23 protein-coding genes are annotated in these 20,468 nt (G+C 53.0%); 13 read left to right on the top strand and 10 right to left on the bottom strand.

What is annotated here, in order from left to right:
• The first annotated feature begins 88 nt into the window (after nt 1-88).
• Nucleotides 89-1,567, top strand: a complete 1,479-nt coding sequence (locus L971_RS00880) for an HD-GYP domain-containing protein (RefSeq protein ID WP_024370981.1) — start codon at nt 89-91, stop codon at nt 1,565-1,567.
• Between the two features lie 43 nt (nt 1,568-1,610).
• Here L971_RS00880 and L971_RS00875 read toward each other — a convergent pair whose 3' ends face one another.
• Complete coding sequence (locus L971_RS00875) at nt 1,611-1,913, bottom strand: AzlD domain-containing protein (RefSeq protein ID WP_024370980.1); 303 nt, start codon at nt 1,911-1,913, stop codon at nt 1,611-1,613.
• The gene (locus L971_RS00870) at nt 1,910-2,641 is read right to left on the bottom strand and encodes an AzlC family ABC transporter permease (RefSeq protein ID WP_029333911.1); all 732 of its coding nucleotides are present in this window, start codon (nt 2,639-2,641) and stop codon (nt 1,910-1,912) included. Before L971_RS00870 ends, L971_RS00875 begins: the two co-directional genes overlap by 4 nt.
• Before the next feature lie 113 nt (nt 2,642-2,754).
• On the opposite strand from L971_RS00870, the gene L971_RS00865 reads away from it, so the two are divergent.
• A complete protein-coding gene (locus L971_RS00865) occupies nt 2,755-3,456 on the top strand; it encodes a CBS domain-containing protein (RefSeq protein ID WP_029333910.1) in 702 nt (233 codons plus the stop codon).
• Here the strand turns inward: L971_RS00865 and L971_RS00860 are convergent.
• A complete protein-coding gene (locus tag L971_RS00860; protein WP_024370977.1) occupies nt 3,439-3,774 on the bottom strand; it encodes an antibiotic biosynthesis monooxygenase in 336 nt (111 codons plus the stop codon). The genes L971_RS00865 and L971_RS00860 overlap by 18 nt on opposite strands.
• A gap of 81 nt (nt 3,775-3,855) precedes the next feature.
• Nucleotides 3,856-4,692, bottom strand: a complete 837-nt coding sequence (locus tag L971_RS00855) for a M15 family metallopeptidase (protein WP_024370976.1) — start codon at nt 4,690-4,692, stop codon at nt 3,856-3,858.
• 200 nt (nt 4,693-4,892) lie between these two features.
• Between L971_RS00855 and L971_RS00850 the strand changes: the two genes are divergently transcribed.
• Together L971_RS00850 and L971_RS00845 are read left to right on the top strand one after the other, a co-directional pair.
• Nucleotides 4,893-5,111, top strand: a complete 219-nt coding sequence (locus tag L971_RS00850; RefSeq protein ID WP_024370975.1) for a hypothetical protein — start codon at nt 4,893-4,895, stop codon at nt 5,109-5,111.
• 58 nt (nt 5,112-5,169) lie between these two features.
• Nucleotides 5,170-5,646 (top strand): hypothetical protein, encoded by a 477-nt coding sequence (locus tag L971_RS00845; protein ID WP_024370974.1) that lies wholly within the window; start codon nt 5,170-5,172, stop codon nt 5,644-5,646.
• 13 nt (nt 5,647-5,659) lie between these two features.
• Here the strand turns inward: L971_RS00845 and L971_RS00840 are convergent, their stop codons facing one another.
• A complete protein-coding gene (locus tag L971_RS00840; RefSeq protein ID WP_024370973.1) occupies nt 5,660-6,766 on the bottom strand; it encodes a glycerol dehydrogenase in 1,107 nt (368 codons plus the stop codon).
• A 380-nt stretch (nt 6,767-7,146) separates the two neighbouring features.
• Between L971_RS00840 and L971_RS00835 the strand changes: the two genes are divergently transcribed.
• The 5 genes from L971_RS00835 to L971_RS00815 all read left to right on the top strand — a co-directional run bounded on the left by L971_RS00835 (nt 7,147) and on the right by L971_RS00815 (nt 10,912).
• Nucleotides 7,147-7,806, top strand: coding sequence for a type 1 glutamine amidotransferase domain-containing protein (locus tag L971_RS00835; protein WP_081977028.1), 660 nt, complete (start codon nt 7,147-7,149; stop codon nt 7,804-7,806).
• A gap of 109 nt (nt 7,807-7,915) precedes the next feature.
• On the top strand, nt 7,916-8,341 hold the full coding sequence (locus L971_RS00830) for a DMT family transporter (RefSeq protein WP_047373858.1): 426 nt from the start codon (nt 7,916-7,918) through the stop codon (nt 8,339-8,341).
• 13 nt (nt 8,342-8,354) lie between these two features.
• Entirely contained in the window at nt 8,355-9,026 is a 672-nt protein-coding gene (locus L971_RS00825; protein ID WP_024370970.1) for a Crp/Fnr family transcriptional regulator, read from the top strand.
• An 11-nt stretch (nt 9,027-9,037) separates the two neighbouring features.
• The gene (locus L971_RS00820; RefSeq protein WP_024370969.1) at nt 9,038-9,508 is read left to right on the top strand and encodes a DMT family transporter; all 471 of its coding nucleotides are present in this window, start codon (nt 9,038-9,040) and stop codon (nt 9,506-9,508) included.
• A 78-nt stretch (nt 9,509-9,586) separates the two neighbouring features.
• The gene (locus tag L971_RS00815) at nt 9,587-10,912 is read left to right on the top strand and encodes a hemolysin family protein (RefSeq protein ID WP_029693719.1); all 1,326 of its coding nucleotides are present in this window, start codon (nt 9,587-9,589) and stop codon (nt 10,910-10,912) included.
• An 11-nt stretch (nt 10,913-10,923) separates the two neighbouring features.
• On the opposite strand, the gene L971_RS00810 is transcribed toward L971_RS00815, so the two are convergent.
• Together L971_RS00810 and L971_RS00805 are read right to left on the bottom strand one after the other, a co-directional pair.
• On the bottom strand, nt 10,924-12,105 hold the full coding sequence (locus L971_RS00810) for a M20 family metallopeptidase (protein ID WP_024370967.1): 1,182 nt from the start codon (nt 12,103-12,105) through the stop codon (nt 10,924-10,926).
• A gap of 33 nt (nt 12,106-12,138) precedes the next feature.
• The gene (locus L971_RS00805) at nt 12,139-12,546 is read right to left on the bottom strand and encodes an NUDIX domain-containing protein (RefSeq protein ID WP_024370966.1); all 408 of its coding nucleotides are present in this window, start codon (nt 12,544-12,546) and stop codon (nt 12,139-12,141) included.
• Nucleotides 12,547-12,690: 144 nt separating this feature from the next.
• Between L971_RS00805 and L971_RS00800 the strand changes: the two genes are divergently transcribed.
• Entirely contained in the window at nt 12,691-13,236 is a 546-nt protein-coding gene (locus tag L971_RS00800) for a LemA family protein (protein WP_024370965.1), read from the top strand.
• Nucleotides 13,237-13,251: 15 nt separating this feature from the next.
• Complete coding sequence (gene htpX / locus L971_RS00795) at nt 13,252-14,136, top strand: zinc metalloprotease HtpX (protein WP_047373856.1); 885 nt, start codon at nt 13,252-13,254, stop codon at nt 14,134-14,136.
• Nucleotides 14,137-14,441: 305 nt separating this feature from the next.
• Here the strand turns inward: htpX and nagE are convergent, their stop codons facing one another.
• The 3 genes from nagE to L971_RS00780 are packed head-to-tail and all read right to left on the bottom strand — an operon-like array spanning nt 14,442 to nt 17,282.
• Complete coding sequence (gene nagE, locus L971_RS00790; protein ID WP_047373854.1) at nt 14,442-15,929, bottom strand: N-acetylglucosamine-specific PTS transporter subunit IIBC; 1,488 nt, start codon at nt 15,927-15,929, stop codon at nt 14,442-14,444.
• Nucleotides 15,926-16,774: a PRD domain-containing protein gene (locus L971_RS00785; RefSeq protein WP_024370962.1), complete on the bottom strand. Its 849-nt coding sequence runs from the start codon at nt 16,772-16,774 to the stop codon at nt 15,926-15,928. Before L971_RS00785 ends, nagE begins: the two co-directional genes overlap by 4 nt.
• Before the next feature lie 19 nt (nt 16,775-16,793).
• On the bottom strand, nt 16,794-17,282 hold the full coding sequence (locus L971_RS00780) for a PTS glucose transporter subunit IIA (protein ID WP_024370961.1): 489 nt from the start codon (nt 17,280-17,282) through the stop codon (nt 16,794-16,796).
• Nucleotides 17,283-17,740: 458 nt separating this feature from the next.
• Between L971_RS00780 and L971_RS00775 the strand changes: the two genes are divergently transcribed.
• Nucleotides 17,741-19,651 carry an endonuclease MutS2 gene (locus tag L971_RS00775; protein ID WP_047373852.1) on the top strand — a complete coding sequence of 637 codons (1,911 nt, stop codon included), beginning with the start codon at nt 17,741-17,743 and terminating at the stop codon, nt 19,649-19,651.
• 88 nt (nt 19,652-19,739) lie between these two features.
• On the top strand, nt 19,740-20,447 hold the full coding sequence (locus L971_RS00770; RefSeq protein WP_024370959.1) for a membrane protein: 708 nt from the start codon (nt 19,740-19,742) through the stop codon (nt 20,445-20,447).
• Nucleotides 20,448-20,468 lie beyond the last annotated feature (21 nt).

Genomic DNA, 20,468 nt, shown 5'->3' with positions numbered 1-20,468 from the left:
GCCTGTTTTTTTTCGTGATGGCATCAATAGTGAGGGGCGACCGGTCGATAGTATAGGTAATCAGTCGACAGAGGCAGGAGAGGGTTTCGTGTTTAAAACGTTTCAACGAACATTGCTATTGAATTATGTATTGGGGTCGAGTATCGCTGTCTTTGGGGTTGGTGGTTTGTTCATCTTTCAGACGCTCGAGTTGTCCCCGTCTGAAATGATGATTTTATTTTCCATCATGGTCGTGTCAGGGTCAATCATGGCGGCACTGGAGTTGTCCATGTATCGGAGACATGTGGCGCCGGTCCGTGCGGCCTGTTTAAACGAGGTCCCGAGTCGAGCGATGCTTCAGCAGGCGTTTGATCAGACGAGTCGTTTTCCGGTGCTCACGGTCAAACGGATCATGGGTCCCCACTTGTTCGGGCTATCGATTCCGGCGATGACATTGTCCGCAGTTGCCATTCAACGAGGTTGGGTCGACTTGCCGTACCGGATGATTGGACTTGCTGCCCTCGGTGCCGTATTGATCGCGATCCTTCATGCCCTGATCGAATTGTTTTTAACGTATCGTTCCGTTGAGCCGATGCTTCTTCATTTACAGAAACAGAATGAACAGTTGAATGAGCAGCCGCTGCACACGACGTATCATTCGCTCAGTGTCCGAACGAAATTGCTATTCAGTATGCTCGTCATCGGAACGTTCCCCATCATGTTGTTCATGCTCGCCTCAGGCGTGCAGTTGTCGAACATCGACCAGGTTGATGCGTATTGGGGATGGGCCGCCCTCATCCTAGTCGTCATCGTCTGTGTGGCCACATTCAGCAGCGTTTTGCTGTATGACAGTATTAAGCGTCCGCTCGGCGCATTGACCGCAGGGGTCGCCGCCATCGATGCCGGCACGCTCCAGCCAATCGCGAACCCATATTCCGACGAATTCGGTCGGCTCGTGACCGGGTTCAATCACATGGTCGAGAACGTGACCCGTCGAGAGGCCGAGAACGAACAATTGCTGAATAGTCTATTCGTCTTGTTTGCTGCGACGTTAGACGCTCGTGACTCTTACACAGCCGGACATTCGGAACGCGTTGCCGCGTACTCGGTCGAGTTGGCGAAGGCGCTCGGATTGCCTTCCCATCAAATTGAGTTGCTTCGTAAGTCGGCGCTCCTTCACGACATCGGAAAAATCGGTGTCCGCGATGACGTTTTATTGAAGGAAGACAGATTGACGGACGAGGAGTTCGCACAAATTCAACAACATCCGACGATTGGCATTCACATCTTGAATCAAATCACGTTGCCGGACTCGCTGCAACCGATTTTGGCAGGTGTGCGTTCGCACCATGAACGTATCGATGGGCGCGGGTATCCGGACGGCTTGGCGGGAGAAATGATTCCGCTCTTCGGTCGTATCATGGCCATCGCTGACGCCTATGACGCGATGACATCAGATCGTCCATATCGACAAGGCATGCCGCCTGACAAGGCGTTATCGATTTTAGAAAGCGGACGGGGAACACAATGGGACGCGGCGTTCGTCGACGTGTTCGTTCAATTGCGACGTGAAGCGATTTCCGCGTGAAAAAACAGGCCTGCCCCGATTCAATCGGGAGCGGGCCTGTTCGTCAAAGAAATGCTTCCATGACGTACACACCGGCAATTCCGCCGAGAACGACGAGAACGAGGTTCATACGCAATAAGGCGAGGGTGACCGCGACGACACCGCCGGCGACGGCCGAAGTCATGTTGCTCGTTGCATGCAATATTCCCGGGAAAATAAGGCTTGCAAGCACCGCGTAAGGCGTGAACAATAAGAAACGCTTCAAGAGCGGGGGAAGCTTCAATTCTTTGAGCCAGAGGAGCGGGACGAGCCTCGGAATATAGGTCACGACCGCCATCGCCAAGACGAGTAGCAATAAGCTGATCACGTTGTCCCCTCCTCACGATATAGAAGTGCTCCGGCGCCTGCCGCGACGAACGTCGCGATGATGATGCTCAACCCGGAAGAAAGTGGGAGGATGGGCATCACAACCCAATGTAGAAACCCTTGTGTCCATGCGGCGAGGAGAGCCACGACAACGACGGGTTTTCGTGTGAGTGACGGAACGAGCAGACCGATGAACATGGCGTATAAGGCGATGCCCATGCTCGCCTGAATCGTCGCCGGTAAACCGAAAGCGAGGAACACGCCGATCCACGTCCCGACGTTCCAAGCGAGAAACGCGATCATATTCAGTCCAAGGACGAAATGGCCGCGTGTTGCCTCGTTTCGTGTCGAGGCGACACTGAACGTCTCGTCTGTTACCCCGAAGGCAAGCGCCGCGAGGAAGCGATTCGATGTCGTCTCGAGACGTTGGGATAGCGAGGCGGACATGAGAAAATGTCGCAAGTTCAAAATGAACGTCGTCAATACGATTTCCCAATACATCGAGCCGGCCATGATCAATTGCACGCCGATGAATTGACTGGCTCCTGCGAAAATGAAGAGTGACATCGCGAGCGTGATTGCGTTCGGCATCTCGAACGACTTTGCCAAAAGACCAAAGGCGATTGCAATCGGAATATAGCCGACCGCGACGGGAATCCCGGCACGCATGCCAGAACGAAAAGCTTCTTTGTTGGATAAGCGTACCGTCTCATAGATTGAAGTCGCCATCGACTTTCCTCCTTTCAGAAGTTGGGATGTTCATTCATTCGATGTAAGGAGGTGTTATCCTGCTCGAATGGAGAAAAAAGCGGGTATAGAAAGGCGATAAGGAGAGTGAGCTTATGAGCAGAGCCGAAGAATTCATTGCTTCGTATCATCGGATTGAAGACTATTTGAGCCGGGAGCTCGGGGACGGGAAACATTTCAGTTTCAGCAACATGGTCAACCGTCTCGCCAAGAACAACCCGGTGATCGAGCGCTATAAAGAAGATTTGCATCAGATGAGTCAGTTGCGTAATGCCATCGTCCACGAGCGGCGTGAACCCGATTTCATCATCGCCGAGCCCCATGACTCAATCGTCGACTTGATCCTAGAAGTCGAGCGGGAACTGTTACACCCTCGGCAAGTCGTCCCGCTATTTCGAAAACGCGTGACGACGTTTCGGGCCGACGATCCGCTTCAAGACGTACTAAAGGAAATCCGTAATAAAAATTATTCACAATTTCCGATTTACAGCATCGACGGATCGTGGCTCGGGTTGTTGACGAAAAAAGGCGTGACGAGTTGGCTCGCCGAATCAGCACACGACTCCCTTGTCTCGCTCGACGGGGTACTTGTTAGCCACGTGCTACACCACGACCCGCACATTCATCGCTATCGCTTCATCGCCGCACATACGTCGGTCATCGAAGCGCATCACCATTTCGTGAACATGAAAGAAGGAGCGCGCCTCGACGCCCTCCTCATCACAAAAACCGGCGAAGAGAATGAGCCGCTTCTCGGCATCATTCGACCGCAAGACATCTTATACGTGATTGGTTGAGGCGCCGTGTTCGATGGCGACCTCGTATTGACTGACCGTATTCCCGAGGACGATCGGCTTCACGTCAGACGTGCCGTCGTCCCGTTTTTTATGGGCGTGTTTATACGCGCCGCTGTCACGCCAGTTCTCAAAGCTCGCAGCGTCACGCCAAGTCGTCATGATGACGACTTGATCTTTCGTCTCGTCCGAGGTGTCGGTCAGCACTTGCATACGGATGAACCCGTCCATCGACTCGATTCCTTTCGTCGTCTCGAATCGAGATTTGACCGCTTCGACTTTTCCTTTTTCTACGTCCAACTTGTTCATCACAATCCACATATTGCGTTCCTCCTTCGCAAGTATCGTACATCTTCTAGTATAGCGTGAAGTCGGCTCCGATTTATCGCTTCCTGCTCGGTGTCAACGCTTCGTCCACCACTCTTCAAACGTCCAATTGTTCTGTTTCATCGTTGTTGCCTCATTGACGCCGACGTAGCGCAAGTGCCACGGTTCATAGTTGTAGCCGGTGATTTTCTCTTTGCCTTTCGGATAGCGGATGATGAAGCCGTAACGGTGAGCGTTCGCTAGCATCCATCTTCCTTCCGGGGTCTGGTCGAACGAGGCGGCGAGCCCCAGTTGCATGCGCTGGCTCGTCATATCGACGGCGAGTCCGGTCTGATGCTCGCTATGACCTGGCCGGGCGACGTACATCGAGGCGTAAGCCGTCCCTCGAGCATTGACCCAATAATTGTAGAGCGATTTTTGGGTCGTGTAAGAACGATAGGCGCTGAGCGCGTAGAGCGTATGCCCTTGTTTCCGGCCATCATAATAAAGGCGGGCGAGTGCGTGGGCGGCCTCGGCGGCCATGAGCGTCCGTTCGCTTCCTTTCGCGTAGACGGTCGGGATTGTGAGGGTGACGAGTTGGGTGGACCGATAAGTGGATGCGAGTCCATGCTGCTTGTTGACGAGGCGAAGCCGTTCGGTCGAGGAAAGTTTCAGGATACCGGCTTTGAGGTTCGTGGATGGGGTGAAGTAGCGTGTGCTGCCGATGTAGACGTTCGACCAACTTCGGTTATAGACGGAATACTGTACCGGTGTGTTCTTTGGGAGCGTTTTTAAAACCGGTGACGTTTGCATGGCACGTCCATACAGTTTCGTCGATTGGATTGTATAGCCGGCGGTCGTTTTCGTTGCTGCTTCGGTGACATGCGTGCTGAACATTAGGCAGACGATGAGGAACGCGGCGATGAATTTCATGACGGTCATCCTCCTTCTCAATCGATAGTTCTATTTTCCCTTTTTTACAAATGTTGAAAAGAGAAACTTTTAGGGAATAGAGTACGAGCGTATCCGCCTCATGACCACATCTGGATACGGCCGCAGCCCGATGCGCCGTACCCATGAAAGCGATACACTTGAACTAACAAGAACGGTCGGGACGAGAAAGGAGTGATCGTATGGAACTCATCTTCGGCTTACCGCTTTTATTGCTCATTTTGTTCTTCGCCTTTTTGTATTTCAACATCAAAGGGTTATCGGACATGTGGAAAGATTACAATCGTACGAAGTCGATGATTCCGCTTGGATTCTTCGTCGTCGGGATTCTCGGAATCTTTACCGGGATTTGGACGTGGCTCGTCATCCTGATTTATTACGCGATTCGTCCGAAGTCGTGACCGAACACCGTATGCGGAGGCATACGGTGTTTTGTTATACTGAGGGCGAGGTGAAATCATGGAAAAGTTAATCAAGGCGTGGTTCATCATTACGCTGATCACATTCATTCTATTCAAACTCGGAGAGACGATGACGGCATCGTACACGGAGCCGGCTGCTGAAGGGAATCCATACGTGCTCGTCTTGCTCATCGGCTGGCCGTTCGCGCTATTGTTCGTTTGGATCACCATTCGGCTCGCGCGTCGAACGGTGCAAACGGTCCATCCGTTCGGCCGGGTCGGGCTCATCATCGGCGGCATCGGCATGGCGGCGTTCGCGCTGACGGTCAATGCCGATCAAGCGAGCGCACTCCGTGATGGGATTCAGGAGTCGACGAACGCGGCATATGCGACAGGCTGGAATCAATTCACGAACATCATTTACGTGAACCAACTGACGTTTTTCATATTGACCGTCAGTTGCATGGTCGTCGGCATCATGTTGACGTTCATCGCCTCCCCGAAACAAACAAACGAGGATCAGCCAGAGCGCTGATCCTCGTTTTCAATTAGCGGAGCTTCGCTTGATACAAGCGGGCGTAACGATCGGCCGCGATGATGGCGTCCGCCACGTCTTCTGGTGTAACGTCAAAACCGCTATGAATCGTTTCCCCATCGGCGGTTGCGGCTTGTCCGACTTTTAGGATGTCTTCTCGTGAGGCGTCTTTCAATTTCACGTCTTCGAGCGTGACCGGCAAATCAAGCGCCATATATAAGGCGACGTAACGCTCGAACTCTTCTTGGGTCCGTCCTTCGAGCGCGAGTTGCACGAGCGTGCCGAACGCGACTTTCTCACCGTGGGTCAAGTGATGGATGTCCCCATCGAGCGCCGTGAACCCGTTATGGATGGCATGGGCCGCGGCCAGACCGCCGCTCTCGAAACCGAGACCGCTGAGTAAGGTGTTCGCCTCGACGACCGCCTCGAGCGCCGGTGTGACGACTTTTGCCTGCACCGACTCGTACGCAGGGATTCCATAGTCAAACAGCACTTCCTCACAACGTTTCGCAATCGCTTCAGCGGCGATGGTCGGGACGCCGCCTGCCATCGTCTTCCCACCGAAGGCGAGGACGCTGCGCACCTCGACCCATGTCGCGAGGGCATCCGCAATGCCTGAGGCGAGGAAGCGGGCCGGCGCTTCGGCAATCAGCTTCGTGTCAACGAGCACGAGGTCCGGGTTTTTCTTATAGAAGCGATAGCTCTCAAAGTTTCCTTCATCGGTATAGATGACGGATAAAGCACTCGTCGGGGCATCCGTCGAGGCGATGGTCGGAACGATGACAATGCGGGCCTCAAGCTCGTCGGCAACCGCTTTGGCGGTATCGAGCGTCTTCCCGCCACCCATGCCGATTACGAACGAGACATGGTTCTCTTTCGCGGCAGCAACGATTCGCTCAATCTCGTGGCGAGATGCCTCGCCGACAAAATCTGCTTTCTCCGTTTCGACATCGCTTGAGGAAAGAGCGGCGGTCACTCGGTCCCCGATGATGCGCCAAACGATATCGTCGGCAATCAACAGGGCCTTCGAACCGAAATGACTCACATGTTTTCCGAGCTGGTCGATCGTATTCTTACCTTGCACATACTTGGCTGGACTGATGAAAACGCGTTCTGACATAATCAACATCCTTTCGAAGTGAAATGGCGATGGACAACAGTAAAGTTGTTCCCGGTTTCTGGTGTACGGTAAACGGATATTCGCGTGACAGCTCCGTGAACGAGTGTCACAACGGACATAGTGTACTTCCAATGACGATGAGCATCACAATCAAAGCGGCGACGGCGAGAAATCCCCATTCTAGTATCGATTTCGTCACGACAATCCCTCCTGCTGGCTAATGAGACCAGTATACTCGCGCAATGGACAACGTCCGTTTTCAAAAAAAGACCAGGTCAAAAAAAGTTTGTCGTTAAGGTCGGGGGAGCATTAAAGGGTTTGAAGGTGAGAAGAGCGGGAACAACTATGTCGTATGCTCATTTCAGAAGGAGGAATTGATGATGTCAAAACATGTATTGATCGTCTCGACGTCTGCCAATAAACTAGAGAATGGCCATGATACAGGACTTTGGCTCGAAGAGTTCGCGGCGCCGTATCTCCAATTCGAGAAGCAAGGATACAAAGTGACCGTCGCAAGTATCGAAGGCGGAGACGTGCCAATCGATGCGAACAGTCTCGAGGACGGCTTGTCACAAGACGTTCTGAACACACAAGATTTGTTAAAGAACACCGTTCGTCTCGACCAGGTTGCAGACGACACGTATGATGCCGTCTTCCTACCAGGTGGACATGGGACGGTCGTCGACTTCCCGAACAGCGAAACATTACAACGCGTCGTACGCGACGTCTATGAGAAGGGGAACGTTGTGGCAGCGGTTTGTCACGGACCGATCGGACTCGTCAATGTCACGTTGAGCAACGGCGAACCGCTCGTGAAAGATAAACAAGTGACGGGCTTCACGGATGCCGAAGAACGCGAGATGCAGCTCGACTCAGCTGTGCCATTCTTGCTTGAAACGGCGCTTCGCGAGAAAGGCGGCAACTTCGATAGGGCCGACAATTGGACGGTCAACGTCGCTGTTGACGAGCGTCTCGTCACAGGTCAAAATCCGCAATCGTCTGAGCGGGTCGCCGAAGAAATCGTCAAGTTACTCAAATAACGCCATGGACAATCTAGGCATCGTCTAGATTGTCTTTTTTTCGGACATATGTCCTTTTCAAACGATTCATTCTCCCGTACAGTCAGACGAAGAGACAGGGGGAGAAAGAATGGGAATCATCTTTGCGTTGCTCTCGGGCACGTTTATCGCCTTACAAGGCATCTTTAACGCCAAACTCGGCTATGCGATCGGGGCGTGGTTGTCGGTCACTGTCGTCCACCTCGTCGGATTGGTGTTGGCGCTATTCATCTACGCATTCAAGCGTGACGGGGATATCACCGCGTTCCGACGCGTCCCTTGGTATTACAGTCTTGGTGGACTGTTCGGTGTGTTCGTCGTCTTCGGTGAATTGACGGCGATTCAACAGCTCGGCGTGACGTGGGCGATTTGTGTATTGCTCGTCGCACAGTTGATTGGGGCATTTTTAATCGATTCGAACGGCTGGTTCGGTGTCGCAAAGAAACCAGTCACCGGAGGACAGGTCATCGGACTTAGCCTGATGGTGATCGGGATTGGCGTCTATACGTTCACATGAGGAGGACACGAAGATGAAAGTAGAGGCTGCGTTAATACGGCTTGGTTGGCGTCACTTGTTTTCGGAACAGACGCTCGCCCACTCCTCGATTGTGACATATCCATCCGGGGCGATGCTCTGTGCGAACGATCAAGTGATCGATGCGTTGTTCGTTGTCCTGGAGGGGCGTGTCAAAATCTATACGCTCAGTGAGGAAGGAAAGTTGCGCTTGCTCCGCTTGAAAGCTGCCCCGACATTGATCGGAGACATCGAATACGCGAGCGGACGCCACGTGCTCCATACGGTCGAGGCGGTCGGGCCGGTCGTTTGTTTACGAATCCCGTTCGAGGTGTTGCGAGCGCATAACCGGACCATCGAGTTCACGGAACATCTGTTGCGCGGTGTGTCGGAGAAATTGTTCATCGAGGCGAACGCGTCGTCGAATCATTTGATGTCAACGCTTGAAGAGCGTCTCGCCGGCTACCTCGTCTCGCTCAGTGAGTCCGGAAATGATTTGTTTCAGACAGAGATGAGTCAATTAAAACGAAAAGAAGTGGCCGAGTGGCTCGGGACGAGCTATCGTCACTTGAATCGGACGTTGCAGGCGTTCGCGGATGAGGGACTCGTCGAACGGACGCGGAAACAAGTCAAGATTTTAGATATGGAACGATTAAAGCAGCGTGCCAATGGCATGCTCTACGAGTAAGGAGAATCCTCATGATTATCGGAATCATCTGTTCGGCCGTCGCGGGTGCGTTCATCAGCGTCCAAGCGGCCGTTAATGCGAAAATGAACGTCCATCTCGGGGCGTGGGCGACGACGGTGCTCGTATTTGTCGTCGGTCTACTCGGTTCGCTCATCCCGCTCGCTTTGTTTGGCGGGAACATTCGAGGTGTATTTGACATCTCGCCAATTTATGCGCTCGGCGGGCTGCTCGGGGTGGGCGTCGTCTTTTGCGTCATGCGCAGCATCCAGTTGCTCGGTCCGACGTTGTCGGTGTCGGTCATCCTCGTGTCGCAGTTAGTTTGGGCACTCGGCGTCGACTTGTTCGGTGCGTTTGGCATGCCGCAACTCGCGTTGTCACCCGGGCAAGTCATCGGCTTGATGATATTGTTGCTCGGTGTCGTCATCTTCAAACAGTCACAAGCTGTGGCGCTACAACATGAATCCATGAAGGAAGCCGCTTGAAAGAGTGGCTTTTTTCGTGCATAAAACGGGTACAGAGACGTATGATGGATAAAGTGAACTGAAATGACTATAGAGGTGATGAATACGGTGGGCTCTTCCATATGGATTGACTTAATGATCGTCTTGTTTTTGATCGTGTTGAACGGGATTTTCGCGATGACGGAAATCGCGCTCATCTCATCGAAGCCATCGAAGCTCGAAGTCGAGGCGAATCGGGGGAAGCGGAGCGCGCAAATCGCATTGAAGTATTCAAAAGATCCGACCGACCTATTGTCGACCGTTCAAGTCGGGATCACGTTGATCGGTATCATCAACGGGGCCTACGGGGGCGCCAGGTTCTCGACACCGGTTGGGAATGTGTTCGAGCAGCTCGGTATGAGCGCGCAATCGGCGTCGACAGTCGGATATGTGCTCGTCGTCACCGTGATCACGTATCTCTCCCTTATCATCGGCGAGCTCGTCCCGAAGCGAATCGCGCTCGTCGCGCCGGAACGGGTGACGATGGCAATCATCCCGGCGCTCGACCTATTCAGTAAAGTGATGCGGCCGTTCATTTGGATCTTATCGAAGTCGACGCTGTTCTTGTTCAAACTGCTCGGATTGAAGGCAGAGCGAACGGACGGGGAGACGGAACTTGAAATCAAACAACTGCTGTTCGAAGGGGCACAGCAAGGACAGTTTGCCCATGAAGAGGTGCAACAAGTCGAGCGCGTGTTTGCGTTTCACGATCAATTGATTTACGAGTTGATGCAGCCGCGGACGACGCTCGAATGGGTCGATTTAGAAGATTCGATGGAAGACATCGAAGCCGCTGTTTATGAGAGCAAGCATAGTAAACTGCCAGTCGGACGGGGGACGCTCGATGAGTTCGTCGGCTACGTCGATGTTCGTGACGTGTTGATGCTGCCCGAGTTATCAACCCCTTCGGACATCCTCAAAAAAATTAAACAGCCGCTCATCGTGCCAAAACAACGAGAGGCGAGCCAAGTGCTCCAAATGATGCAACAGACCGGGTCACCGATTGCGTTCGTCTTAGACGAGTACGGCGGTTTTCTCGGACTCGTCACGCTATTTGACATCCTTGAAGAGATTGTCGGCGAGGTGATGATTGAAGAAGAACCGCCGGACGTCGTGCGCCGAGAAGACGGTACGTATTTAGCCGATGGGCTGCTCAGCATCGAAGACTTGAAACGGACGCTCGGTATTCGGGACGCCCGATTCGATGAGGGACGGAACGCTTATCATACACTCGCCGGTCTCGTCATCTACACGCTTGGTGACTTCCCGAAACGCGGGGACGTCGTCGAGGCGTATGGCCTACGTTTTGAAGTCGTTGATATGGACGGGAAGCGAGTCGACCAAGTGCTTATTTCTGTGTTACCGGAAGAAACAAAAGAGGCGTGACGCGATTTGCGTCACGCCTCTTTTGTACTTGTCCACGTCTCGACTGCGGCATTCATCAAGATGCGCGCCATGTGGAGCATCGCCCGTTCATCGACGTCAAAGCGAGGGTGATGGTGTGGGAAGATGGCGCCTCGTTCCGGGTTGCCGGCACCGGCAAAGAAGAAGCTACCCGGGACGTGCTGCAAGTAATAGGCGAAATCCTCACCGACCATGAGCGGGGACATCTCGACAATCCCGGCATCTCCGATTACGTTCGCGGCCGAGCGACGCACGTGCTCCGTTTCGATTGGATGATTGATGACCGCGGGATAGCCTTGGATGTAGGTCAAATCATAGTCCGCGCCAGCACCGGCACATGTCGAAGCGATGATGCGCTCCATATCCTCCATGATTCGTGTTTGCGTGTCTGGATTAAACGTCCGGACGGTTCCGGACAAACGGGCTTCGTCTGCGATGACGTTGAACGCCTGTCCCGACTCGAACGTTCCAATCGTCAAGACAGCCGGTTCGAGCGGATCGACGCGGCGACTCAAAATTTGTTGCAGTTGGCTCGCGACGTTCACCCCGACCATGAGCGAATCGATTGTATGGTGCGGGATGGCGCCGTGTCCCCCTTTTCCTTTGATCGTCAGTTCGAAACGGTCAGCTGCCGCCATGATGGGACCGGTTTTCACGCCGATGGTCCCGAACGGAAGCGGTGTCCAAATATGAACGCCATATATATAGTCGACCCCGTCGAGACAGCCATCTTCAATCATCGGTTTGGCGCCACCGGGTGCGAGTTCTTCGGCGAACTGGTGAATCAAGACGACGTCTCCAGGCAAATCGGCCTCGGCGAGCACTTTGGCGAGCACGAGCAGCGACGCCGTATGGGCGTCATGCCCGCACGCATGCATCGCCCCGTTCACTTTCGATCGATACGGGACGTCTTTCAAATCTTGAATCGGCAACGCGTCGAAGTCGGCCCGGAACGCAATCGTCGGCCCGTTCCCGCCTTTGATGCGCCCGACGACACCGTTGCCGCCGACGTCTTCGCGGACATCAAGGCCGAGGTCGCGTAAATAATGCGCGATGAAACGAGGTGTCTCTTGTTCCTCGAACGAGAGTTCAGGATGTTGGTGGAAGTGACGGCGTAGCGTCACCATCTCTTCATATAAATCAGTCAGTCGGGCATCAAGCGTTGTGACAAACATCGAGAACACTCCAATCTTATATATAATGGTCGGTCAAATGTGCTGCCAAACAGCATGGGCGGTCAAATCATCCACGATCCGTGGGTGCAAGCGTTCCTTCGCCTCGAACGGTGTCACCCAAGCAGCATCACTATGTTCGAATGACAAGGCGACTGTCGTCGAAGCAGGACGACACAAGTACGTCAAAATCACCACTTGCCGGCTCGGGTCGGTCAAAAATGTCGTCGCATATAACAGTTGGGTGACAGTGACACGTAACCCGACTTCTTCCTCGACTTCACGTTCAAGCGCTATCTCGAGCCTCTCGCCGAAATCGACTTTGCCGCCGACGAGTTCCCACATGCCGGGATCGATATCGTCTTCGATCGAACGTTTTGCGATCAACAGCTTTCTTTCGTGGACGATGACCGCTTTCACGGCAACGACGATCGTTCCTGGCATATCATCTTTCCTTTCTGATGACGATTTGTTGACATGCTTCAGCCTAGACTGTGTCTTTTCCTTATTTTTGTAAAAGATAAGCTTATCGTATACGATGAAAGGGAATTAGAACAGCAGTGAATTCAAGAAACGAGGTGCAGGAATATGTTATGGATTGGATTAGGCGTCATCATCTTGCTGGCGGTCATCTATTTCTCGGCTTACAACGGTCTAGTGAAGTATCGAAATTGGGTCGATGAGGCGTGGGCCCAAATCGATGTACAGCTGAGACGTCGCTACGACTTGATTCCGAACTTGGTCGAGACGGTGAAAGGGTACGCGAAACATGAAGAAGAGACGCTTGCGAAAGTCGTCGAGCTTCGCAATCAGATGGGAGTAAGATCGACGCGGCAAGAACAGATAGACATAAACGATCAGTTGAGCGGCGCGCTGAAAAATCTGTTCGCGCTTCGCGAGGCGTATCCAGATCTGAAGGCGAACGAGAATTTTAAGATGCTCCAAGAAGAGTTGACGCAAACGGAAAATAAAGTCGCATACTCAAGACAGCTCTATAACAACACAGTCATGAAATATAATACAAAAATCGAATCGGTGCCGACGAACGTCATCGCCTCGCTCCATCATTTTGAGAAGCGTGACATGCTCGAGGCGCGAGAGGAAGAACGCGAGAACGTTCGCGTCTCTTTCTAATGCGAGGTGCCAGCGATGCTCCTTTATGAACAGATTCGTAAAAACAAAGTGAAGACAGTGTTCATTGTCGCCGGCTTCGTCTTGTTCGTCTTGCTCGTCGGGGCGGCGATTTCGTATATCAATTACGGGGACGCGTTGCCAGGTCTCATTTTCACACCGGTCTTTTCGTTGTTTTATGTCGGTATCGTCATCATGTCGAGCACGGGCATCGTTATGCGGATGAACCATGCGAAAGAGATCACCTCGGTCGAGCAGCATCGCTTCTTATGGCATACGGTCGAGAACATGGCGATGGTCGCCCGGGTGCCGATGCCGCGCGTCTTCATCATCAACGACCCGTCCCCGAACGCGTTCGCGACCGGACTCAAGCCGGAGAAGGCGGCCGTCGCGGTCACGACCGGGCTACTGGACCGCCTGACACGTGAAGAAGTCGAGGGGGTCATCGCCCACGAAGTCGCGCACATCAAAAACTATGACGTCCGATTGTCGACGGTCACGCTCGCCCTCGTCTCGGTCATCGCCATCATGAGTGACATCGGGTCGCGGATGCTGTTCTTTCGAAGTGTCGGGGGACGGCGTGACAACAATCAAAATCCGATTTTCTTAATCGTCGGACTCGTCCTGCTCATCCTCGCACCGATTATCGCGACGCTCATCAACTTGGCGATTTCAAGAAATCGTGAATTTTTAGCGGACGCGAGCGGGGCCGAGCTGACGCGTAACCCAGAAGCGCTCGCTTCGGCGCTCGAGAAAATCGCGAACGTCGAGACGCCGGTGAAAGAGGCGTCGAACGCGTCGGCACCGCTCTATTTCTCGGATCCGATGAAGAAAAAGATGAGCGGACTATTGTCCACACACCCGAATCCGGTCGAACGCATCAATCGGCTGCGTCAGATGTGAGGTGCAGGCTAACTTGACTGATTTACAGCGAGAAGATGCATATGCTAAAATGGATAAAAATGGTATGGGTGTGATTTAAAATTCGAATGCTGTTGAATGTGATCCTAATTGCTACAGTTTTGTTTATCGGGTTAATTATCCCTGGATTGCTTGGGTATAACTTCACGTGGTTACTGTTACATGGGTTTACGTGGTTGACGACGTATGTGTTGCCCTGGCTGTTTTTTTATCTTTTTGTACGCTTCTATCAACTATATCGTCAACGACAATGAAAGCCACCTCGCATGCGAGGTGGCTTTCGTCGTTTATCCGGCGCGGTGGCTCCGGAGTTTCTCAATCTCTTCGAGGACGAACTGTACGTTCGTGCCGACGATGACTTGAATGTGGTTCGGGCTGACGACTTTAATTCCTGGGATGCCCGCTTTCTTGATTTGCGTTTGGTCGACCGTGTCCATGTCTTTCACATCGACACGGAGACGTGTGACGCATGACTCGATTCCTGTGACGTTTTGGTCGCCACCGAGTCCGTCGTAAATCATCGCTGCCATGGCCGAGTATTGTCCGCCAGCTGCGACTGGAGCTGTTTTCGTTTCGCCTTCAGGCGCTGTCTCGGTTGCGACGGCATCGACCGCCTCATCCGATTCGCGACCTGGTGTCGCCAAGTTGAGCTTGACGATCATGAAGCGGAAGATTGTGTAATAGATGGCACCGAAGACGAGACCTTGGACGAGCAACATGTACGGTTGATTCGCGAGCGGCAACCGTGAGCTGAGCACGAAGTCGACGAGACCGGCACTGAAACCGAACCCGGCCGTCCATTGGAACGTCGCGGCGACAAAGAGGGAAATCCCTGTCAACACAGCATGCACGAGGTAAAGAACTGGCGCGAGGAACATGAACGAGAACTCGAGCGGTTCTGTGACACCTGTGAAGAATGAAGCGAACGCTGCGGCGAGAAGGAGCGAAGCCGCTTGCTTTTTACGTTTTGTTTTCGCTGTGTGGTACATGGCGAGTGCTGCCGCCGGGAGACCGAACATCATAATTGGGAAGAATCCGGCTTGGTAACGTCCCGTGATTCCTTTCTCCCCTTCACCCGACCAGAAGTTTCCGATGTCATTGATACCGGCCACATCGAACCAGAACACCGAGTTCAAGGCGTGGTGAAGACCGGTCGGAATCAACAGACGGTTAAAGAAGCCGTAAAGACCGGCACCGAACGCGCCCATTTTCGAAATCGTTTCACCGAATCCGACGAGTCCTGTGTAGACGACCGGCCAGATGAAGTAAAGAGCGACCGAGACGAGGATCATCGCGAACGCCGTCATGATCGGTACGAGACGCTTACCGCTGAAGAAGGCGAGGGCGTCAGGCAATTTCACGTGGCTGAAGCGGTTGTACATTTGAGCGGCAACGATACCTGAGAGGATACCGACGAACGCGTTAGCGATTCGTCCGAACGCTGGGTTGACGGCTTCGACGTCGACTCCTTGGAACAAGGCGACCGTTCCCGCAGAAAGAAGTGTCGTGACCGTGAGGAAAGCGACGAGACCACTGAGGGCGGCTGAGCCGTCACGGTTTTTCGCCATCCCGAGGGCGACCCCGACGGCGAATAGAATTGGAATGTTATCGATGATAGCACCACCGGCTTTAATCAAGAAAGCGGCGGCAATGTTCTCAGACCCCCAGCCGACTGGGTCAATCCAGTAACCGATCCCCATGAGGATGGCCGCTGCAGGAAGTACCGCAACCGGCAACATGAGGGAACGTCCGAGACGTTGTAAAAAGTTCATCATTGTGAATGTCCTCCTTTTTGATGGTGTTGATCTTGCAGGCGTTGAATGTGGAGCGTAATATAACCAAGCTCTGACTCGGGCAAGACGATACCGTATAAGTCTTCCATTTCGTTTGCGACATCAGACGCGCATGTGTATGCCGACGAGAATTTTGTTTGGATCATCTGTAACATATCCTCGTCAATCGTATGATGATCATAATGGTTGACCCGATCCATGACGAATCGTAAATGAGTTAATAAGCGTTGATAGGATAAGTCATCTTCTTCAATGGATAGGTCGAGCCGTCTCGAAATCGATTGAATCATGTCTCGTACGATCGTCGTCTGTTTGAGCGTCTTACGCAAATCACCCCCTTTCACTTTAAGTGTATGGATATGGAGCGCGATGAAGGCGGCTTCATCTTTCGGCATCTTCACCCCGAGCGTATTCTCGATATGCTGAATCGCCCATAGCCCGATTTCATATTCATTGCGATATAGAATTTTGATCTCGTTCAACAGTTTGTTCCGGAGCGAGATCCCTTCTTGCTCCCGTTCGATGGCAAACGAGATATGGTCGGTCAAGACGACGTGGATGTGTTCATTGAACGTCGTCTCGAGCCGCTTTTCCGCGTGACTAATGATTTCTTCTGAAATCGTGAAATGTTCGACCGGGATGCGGCTCAAGAGTTGTTGAAACTTGTCGCCTTCGGACATGACGAACAGCTTCTCAATTTTATGCGGATTGACGACGTCATTGCGCGCCTTCTTAAATGCGACGCCCGGCCCGATAGCAATTTTCTCTTCACCATCGTCCGAGACGATGACCGCATTGTTGTTCAAGATCTTTTTGATTTTTAACATGGTTCCTCCTATCGAGGAGTCATTGTTCCGCTTGAGCGACGACCGTCTTGCCGGGGAGAGCCGGGCCACCTGTGTGGAAAGCATATGGCTCTTTCAGCTCGCCACCGTTCGTGACGATCATCGGCGTGACCGTGTCTTTGCCGGCTTGATGGATCTGTTCGAGGTTCGCTGTGAGCAGCGGTTGTCCGGCGTCGACATGATCGCCTACTATGACATGTACCTTGAACGGTGCGCCTGCGAGCTCGACCGTGTCGAGCCCGACATGGATTAAAATTTCGGCGCCGTCCTCGGTGCGAATCCCGATCGCGTGCTTCGTCGGCGCGACTTGGACGATGGTCCCTTTGGCCGGTGCGACGACGGTCCCGTCCGTCGGCATGATGGCAATCCCGTCGCCCATCATCTTCTCGCTGAACACCGGGTCGCTCACTTCCTCAAGTGGAATGATGTCTCCTTCCATGGGTGCATAAAGTGTCAGTGTATGTCTCTTCATCCACTTATTCAATAACATCTTCGATTCATCCTTTCGTTCGAAAAATGATTGTGAAAAAACAAAACAGGCATGGAGTACAGACGGGTGGCGTGAGCCTTTCGTCTTACCCCATGCCTGATCGAATCAGTCACATGTGATCATTATTCGTTTCGTCATCATCAACATAGCACGCCACTGCAGAGAAGACAAGTCCTAATTTGAAAGCGCTCTCTAAAAAATTTACTTCTTCAGGAATCTGTTGTATAGTAAGGGCGAAACTGAATGAGAAAGGTGTTGCATGTTAATGAGTGAGGTCGTATCTGCCTAACGAACTGAAAAATGTTGGATGACACGCGTTTTTGTCATGCCTTCATGTTCTGTTACAGATACCGCCCTTCATAAACTGCCAGACACCGGTCTGTCTTTTTGCGTTGGTCGTCATCGGCCGACGCTTTTTGTTTGCGCGGTATCTCCATCACATTTAAGGAGAGATTCCCATGAACGAACAAACATTAGATAAATTGCAATACAACGAACTCATCCAACGCGTCGAACGCTACTGCATTAGCGGATTCGGGCGAAATCTGTTACGAAACCAACGACCGACGAACCATTTGCAAACAGTGAGAAAACGGCTGCAAGAGACGTCAGAGGCGCGCGCGATTCTCGATGCGACCTCTCACATCCCGTTCATCGGCGTATCCGACATGGAACCGCTCATCGGGAAAATCAGCCGGGGCATTCAACTCGAGGCGAGCGAACTTGAAGCTGTCGCCGAATTTTTCCGCGGTGCCCGGAAGCTGAAACGGTTCATGGCCGAGCAAACATTCTTTGCGCCACTTTTATCGGCGTATGCGGGGGAAATGAGCGAGTGGCGCCACATCGAGGAAGACATCACGGCGGCGATTCGAGCCGGACGTGTGCTCGATGAAGCATCAAAAGAACTAAAACGAATTCGCAAACAAATCGACATTCTCGAAGGTCGGATCGAGGAGCGATTGAACAAGTTTTTAAAAAGTGCCGCCAACCGGGAAGCGATTCAAGACGGATTCGTGACGAAGAAACAAGACCGATTCACCGTCCCGATCAAAGCATCATTTAAACATAAAATCGCCGGAACGATCGTTGATACGTCGAACCGGGGCACGACCGTTTTCATCGAGCCGGAAGCAATCAGTAAACTCAATGCGGAGCTCGTCGTCAAACGGACGGAAGAAGCGGTCGAAGTCTATCAAGTGCTCGCGACGCTCACTGGCATGGTGGCGGAAGCGTTGCCGACGATTGAAGCGACACTCGACGTCATCGCCCAATACGACATGGTGTTCGCGAAAGGGAAGTATAGCCAGGCCATTGACGGCATCGCCCCGCGTGTGAACGCTGTCGGGAAAATCCGTTTGAAACAAGTGCGTCATCCGTTGCTCGAAGGGGCGGTCCCGCTCGACTTCTCGCTCGGCGAGACGTATCGCGGACTCATCATCACCGGGCCGAACGCCGGCGGGAAAACAGTCGTCTTGAAGACGATCGGTCTGCTTAGTTTGATGACGATGAGCGGGCTCCATATCCCGGCCCATCCGGACACGGACATCTCGACGTTTGACGACGTGTTCGTCGACATCGGCGACAATCAAGACATGGGCTCGGCGCTCAGTACGTTCTCGGCCCATATGCACAACGTGGCGAACATCATGCAGAAAGCGGGGAAACGTTCGCTGCTCCTATTTGATGAGATCGGGAGCGGGACCGAGCCGAACGAAGGTGCGGCCCTCGCCATCGCGATTTTAGAAGAGGCGTACAAACGCGGCTGTCTCGTCGTCGCCTCGACCCATTACGGGGAAATCAAAGCGTACTCGGAGACGCATCCGGACTTCATGAATGCGGCGATGCAGTTCGACCCGGACACGCTCGAGCCGAAGTACCGGTTGTTGATCGGTCAGTCCGGCGACAGTAACGCTCTGTTCATCGCGCGGAAAATGAAACTGCCCGCGAGCATTTTGCAGCAGGCGGAACGCTATATGCATGACAAGACGTATGATCAGTCGCTCGTCGATTCGTCACGACTCACACAAGAAGTCATCCGACCGGTCGTCGAACCGGACGAACGCTTCGAGAAAGGCGACCGGGTCCGCCTGCTCGAGACGAATCAAGTCGGCCTCGTGTACGCGATGGATGAATCAAAGCGTCGCGTCACCGTATATGTCGACGGCATGTCCGGCGATTATCCGCTCCGCCGCGTCCGACTTGAGGCGAAGGCGATCGACCTTTACCCGGCAGGTTATGACCTTGAGACGTTATTTATCGACTATCGGGACCGCAAGGAAGCCCATGACTTTGCCCGCGGTTCGAAAAAAGCGCTCCGTCGCGTCGAGAAAGAGATTCGGGCACGGCAACGGGCTGAACGGGGCGAATGAGAGTATTAGACAAGGCACTCGGGTAAGGAACAAGGACCGGGAGTCGTCCAATCGTTCGGCTGACGGGTAAGTGTCGGAGGTGGATGGAATGTTTTGGTTAAGCTTGTTGTTTGCTATCGGATTTGCCTTGATTCATTATTTCTCAGGAAATTTGATTCACGTGCGCGAGACGCCACGCAGTCGTTTTTTGTCTCTCGCTGGCGGTGTCGCTGTGGCGTATGTCTTTTTGCACCTCTTACCAGAGTTGAATGAATATCAAGAACAGTTAGAAGGTCATTTAGGAGACGGACTTTTCGCGTCGATCGAGAATCATATTCTCGTCGTCAGCATGATCGGCTTGGCCGCATTTTACGGTCTCGAGCGATTGGCCACACAGATGAGCCGGCGCGGGAGCAACAACGTGTTCTGGATTCATATGGCGCTGTTCGTTTTCTATAACTTCAGCATCGGCTACGTGCTCGCCGAGAGTACGTTCGATAACGCGTGGACGATGACGCTTTACTTCTTTGCGCTAGGGATTCATTTCATCACAGTCGATCAAGGTCTGAGGCATCACCACAAAGCGATGTACGATCGGGAAGGACGGCTCTTATTGTCCTTTTCGGTGCTCGTCGGGTGGGGCGTCGGCGCGTTCTCGGCGCTCGATGAATTGACGTTGTCTATCATCGTCGCATTTTTGGCCGGGGGTATCATCTTGAACGTCATGAAAGAAGAGCTGCCCGAAGAACGGGACAGCAGTTTTCGAGCTTTTGCCGTCGGGCTCGTCGGTTATTCGCTCTTATTGTTGGCCATATGAAAAGGCAACCGCGCGCGGTTG

The sequence above is a fragment of the Exiguobacterium sp. ZOR0005 genome (genome assembly GCF_000798975.1).
Lineage (GTDB): Bacteria > Bacillota > Bacilli > Exiguobacteriales > Exiguobacteriaceae > Exiguobacterium > Exiguobacterium aurantiacum.
This window is presented reverse-complemented; position numbering and strand designations above follow the sequence as displayed.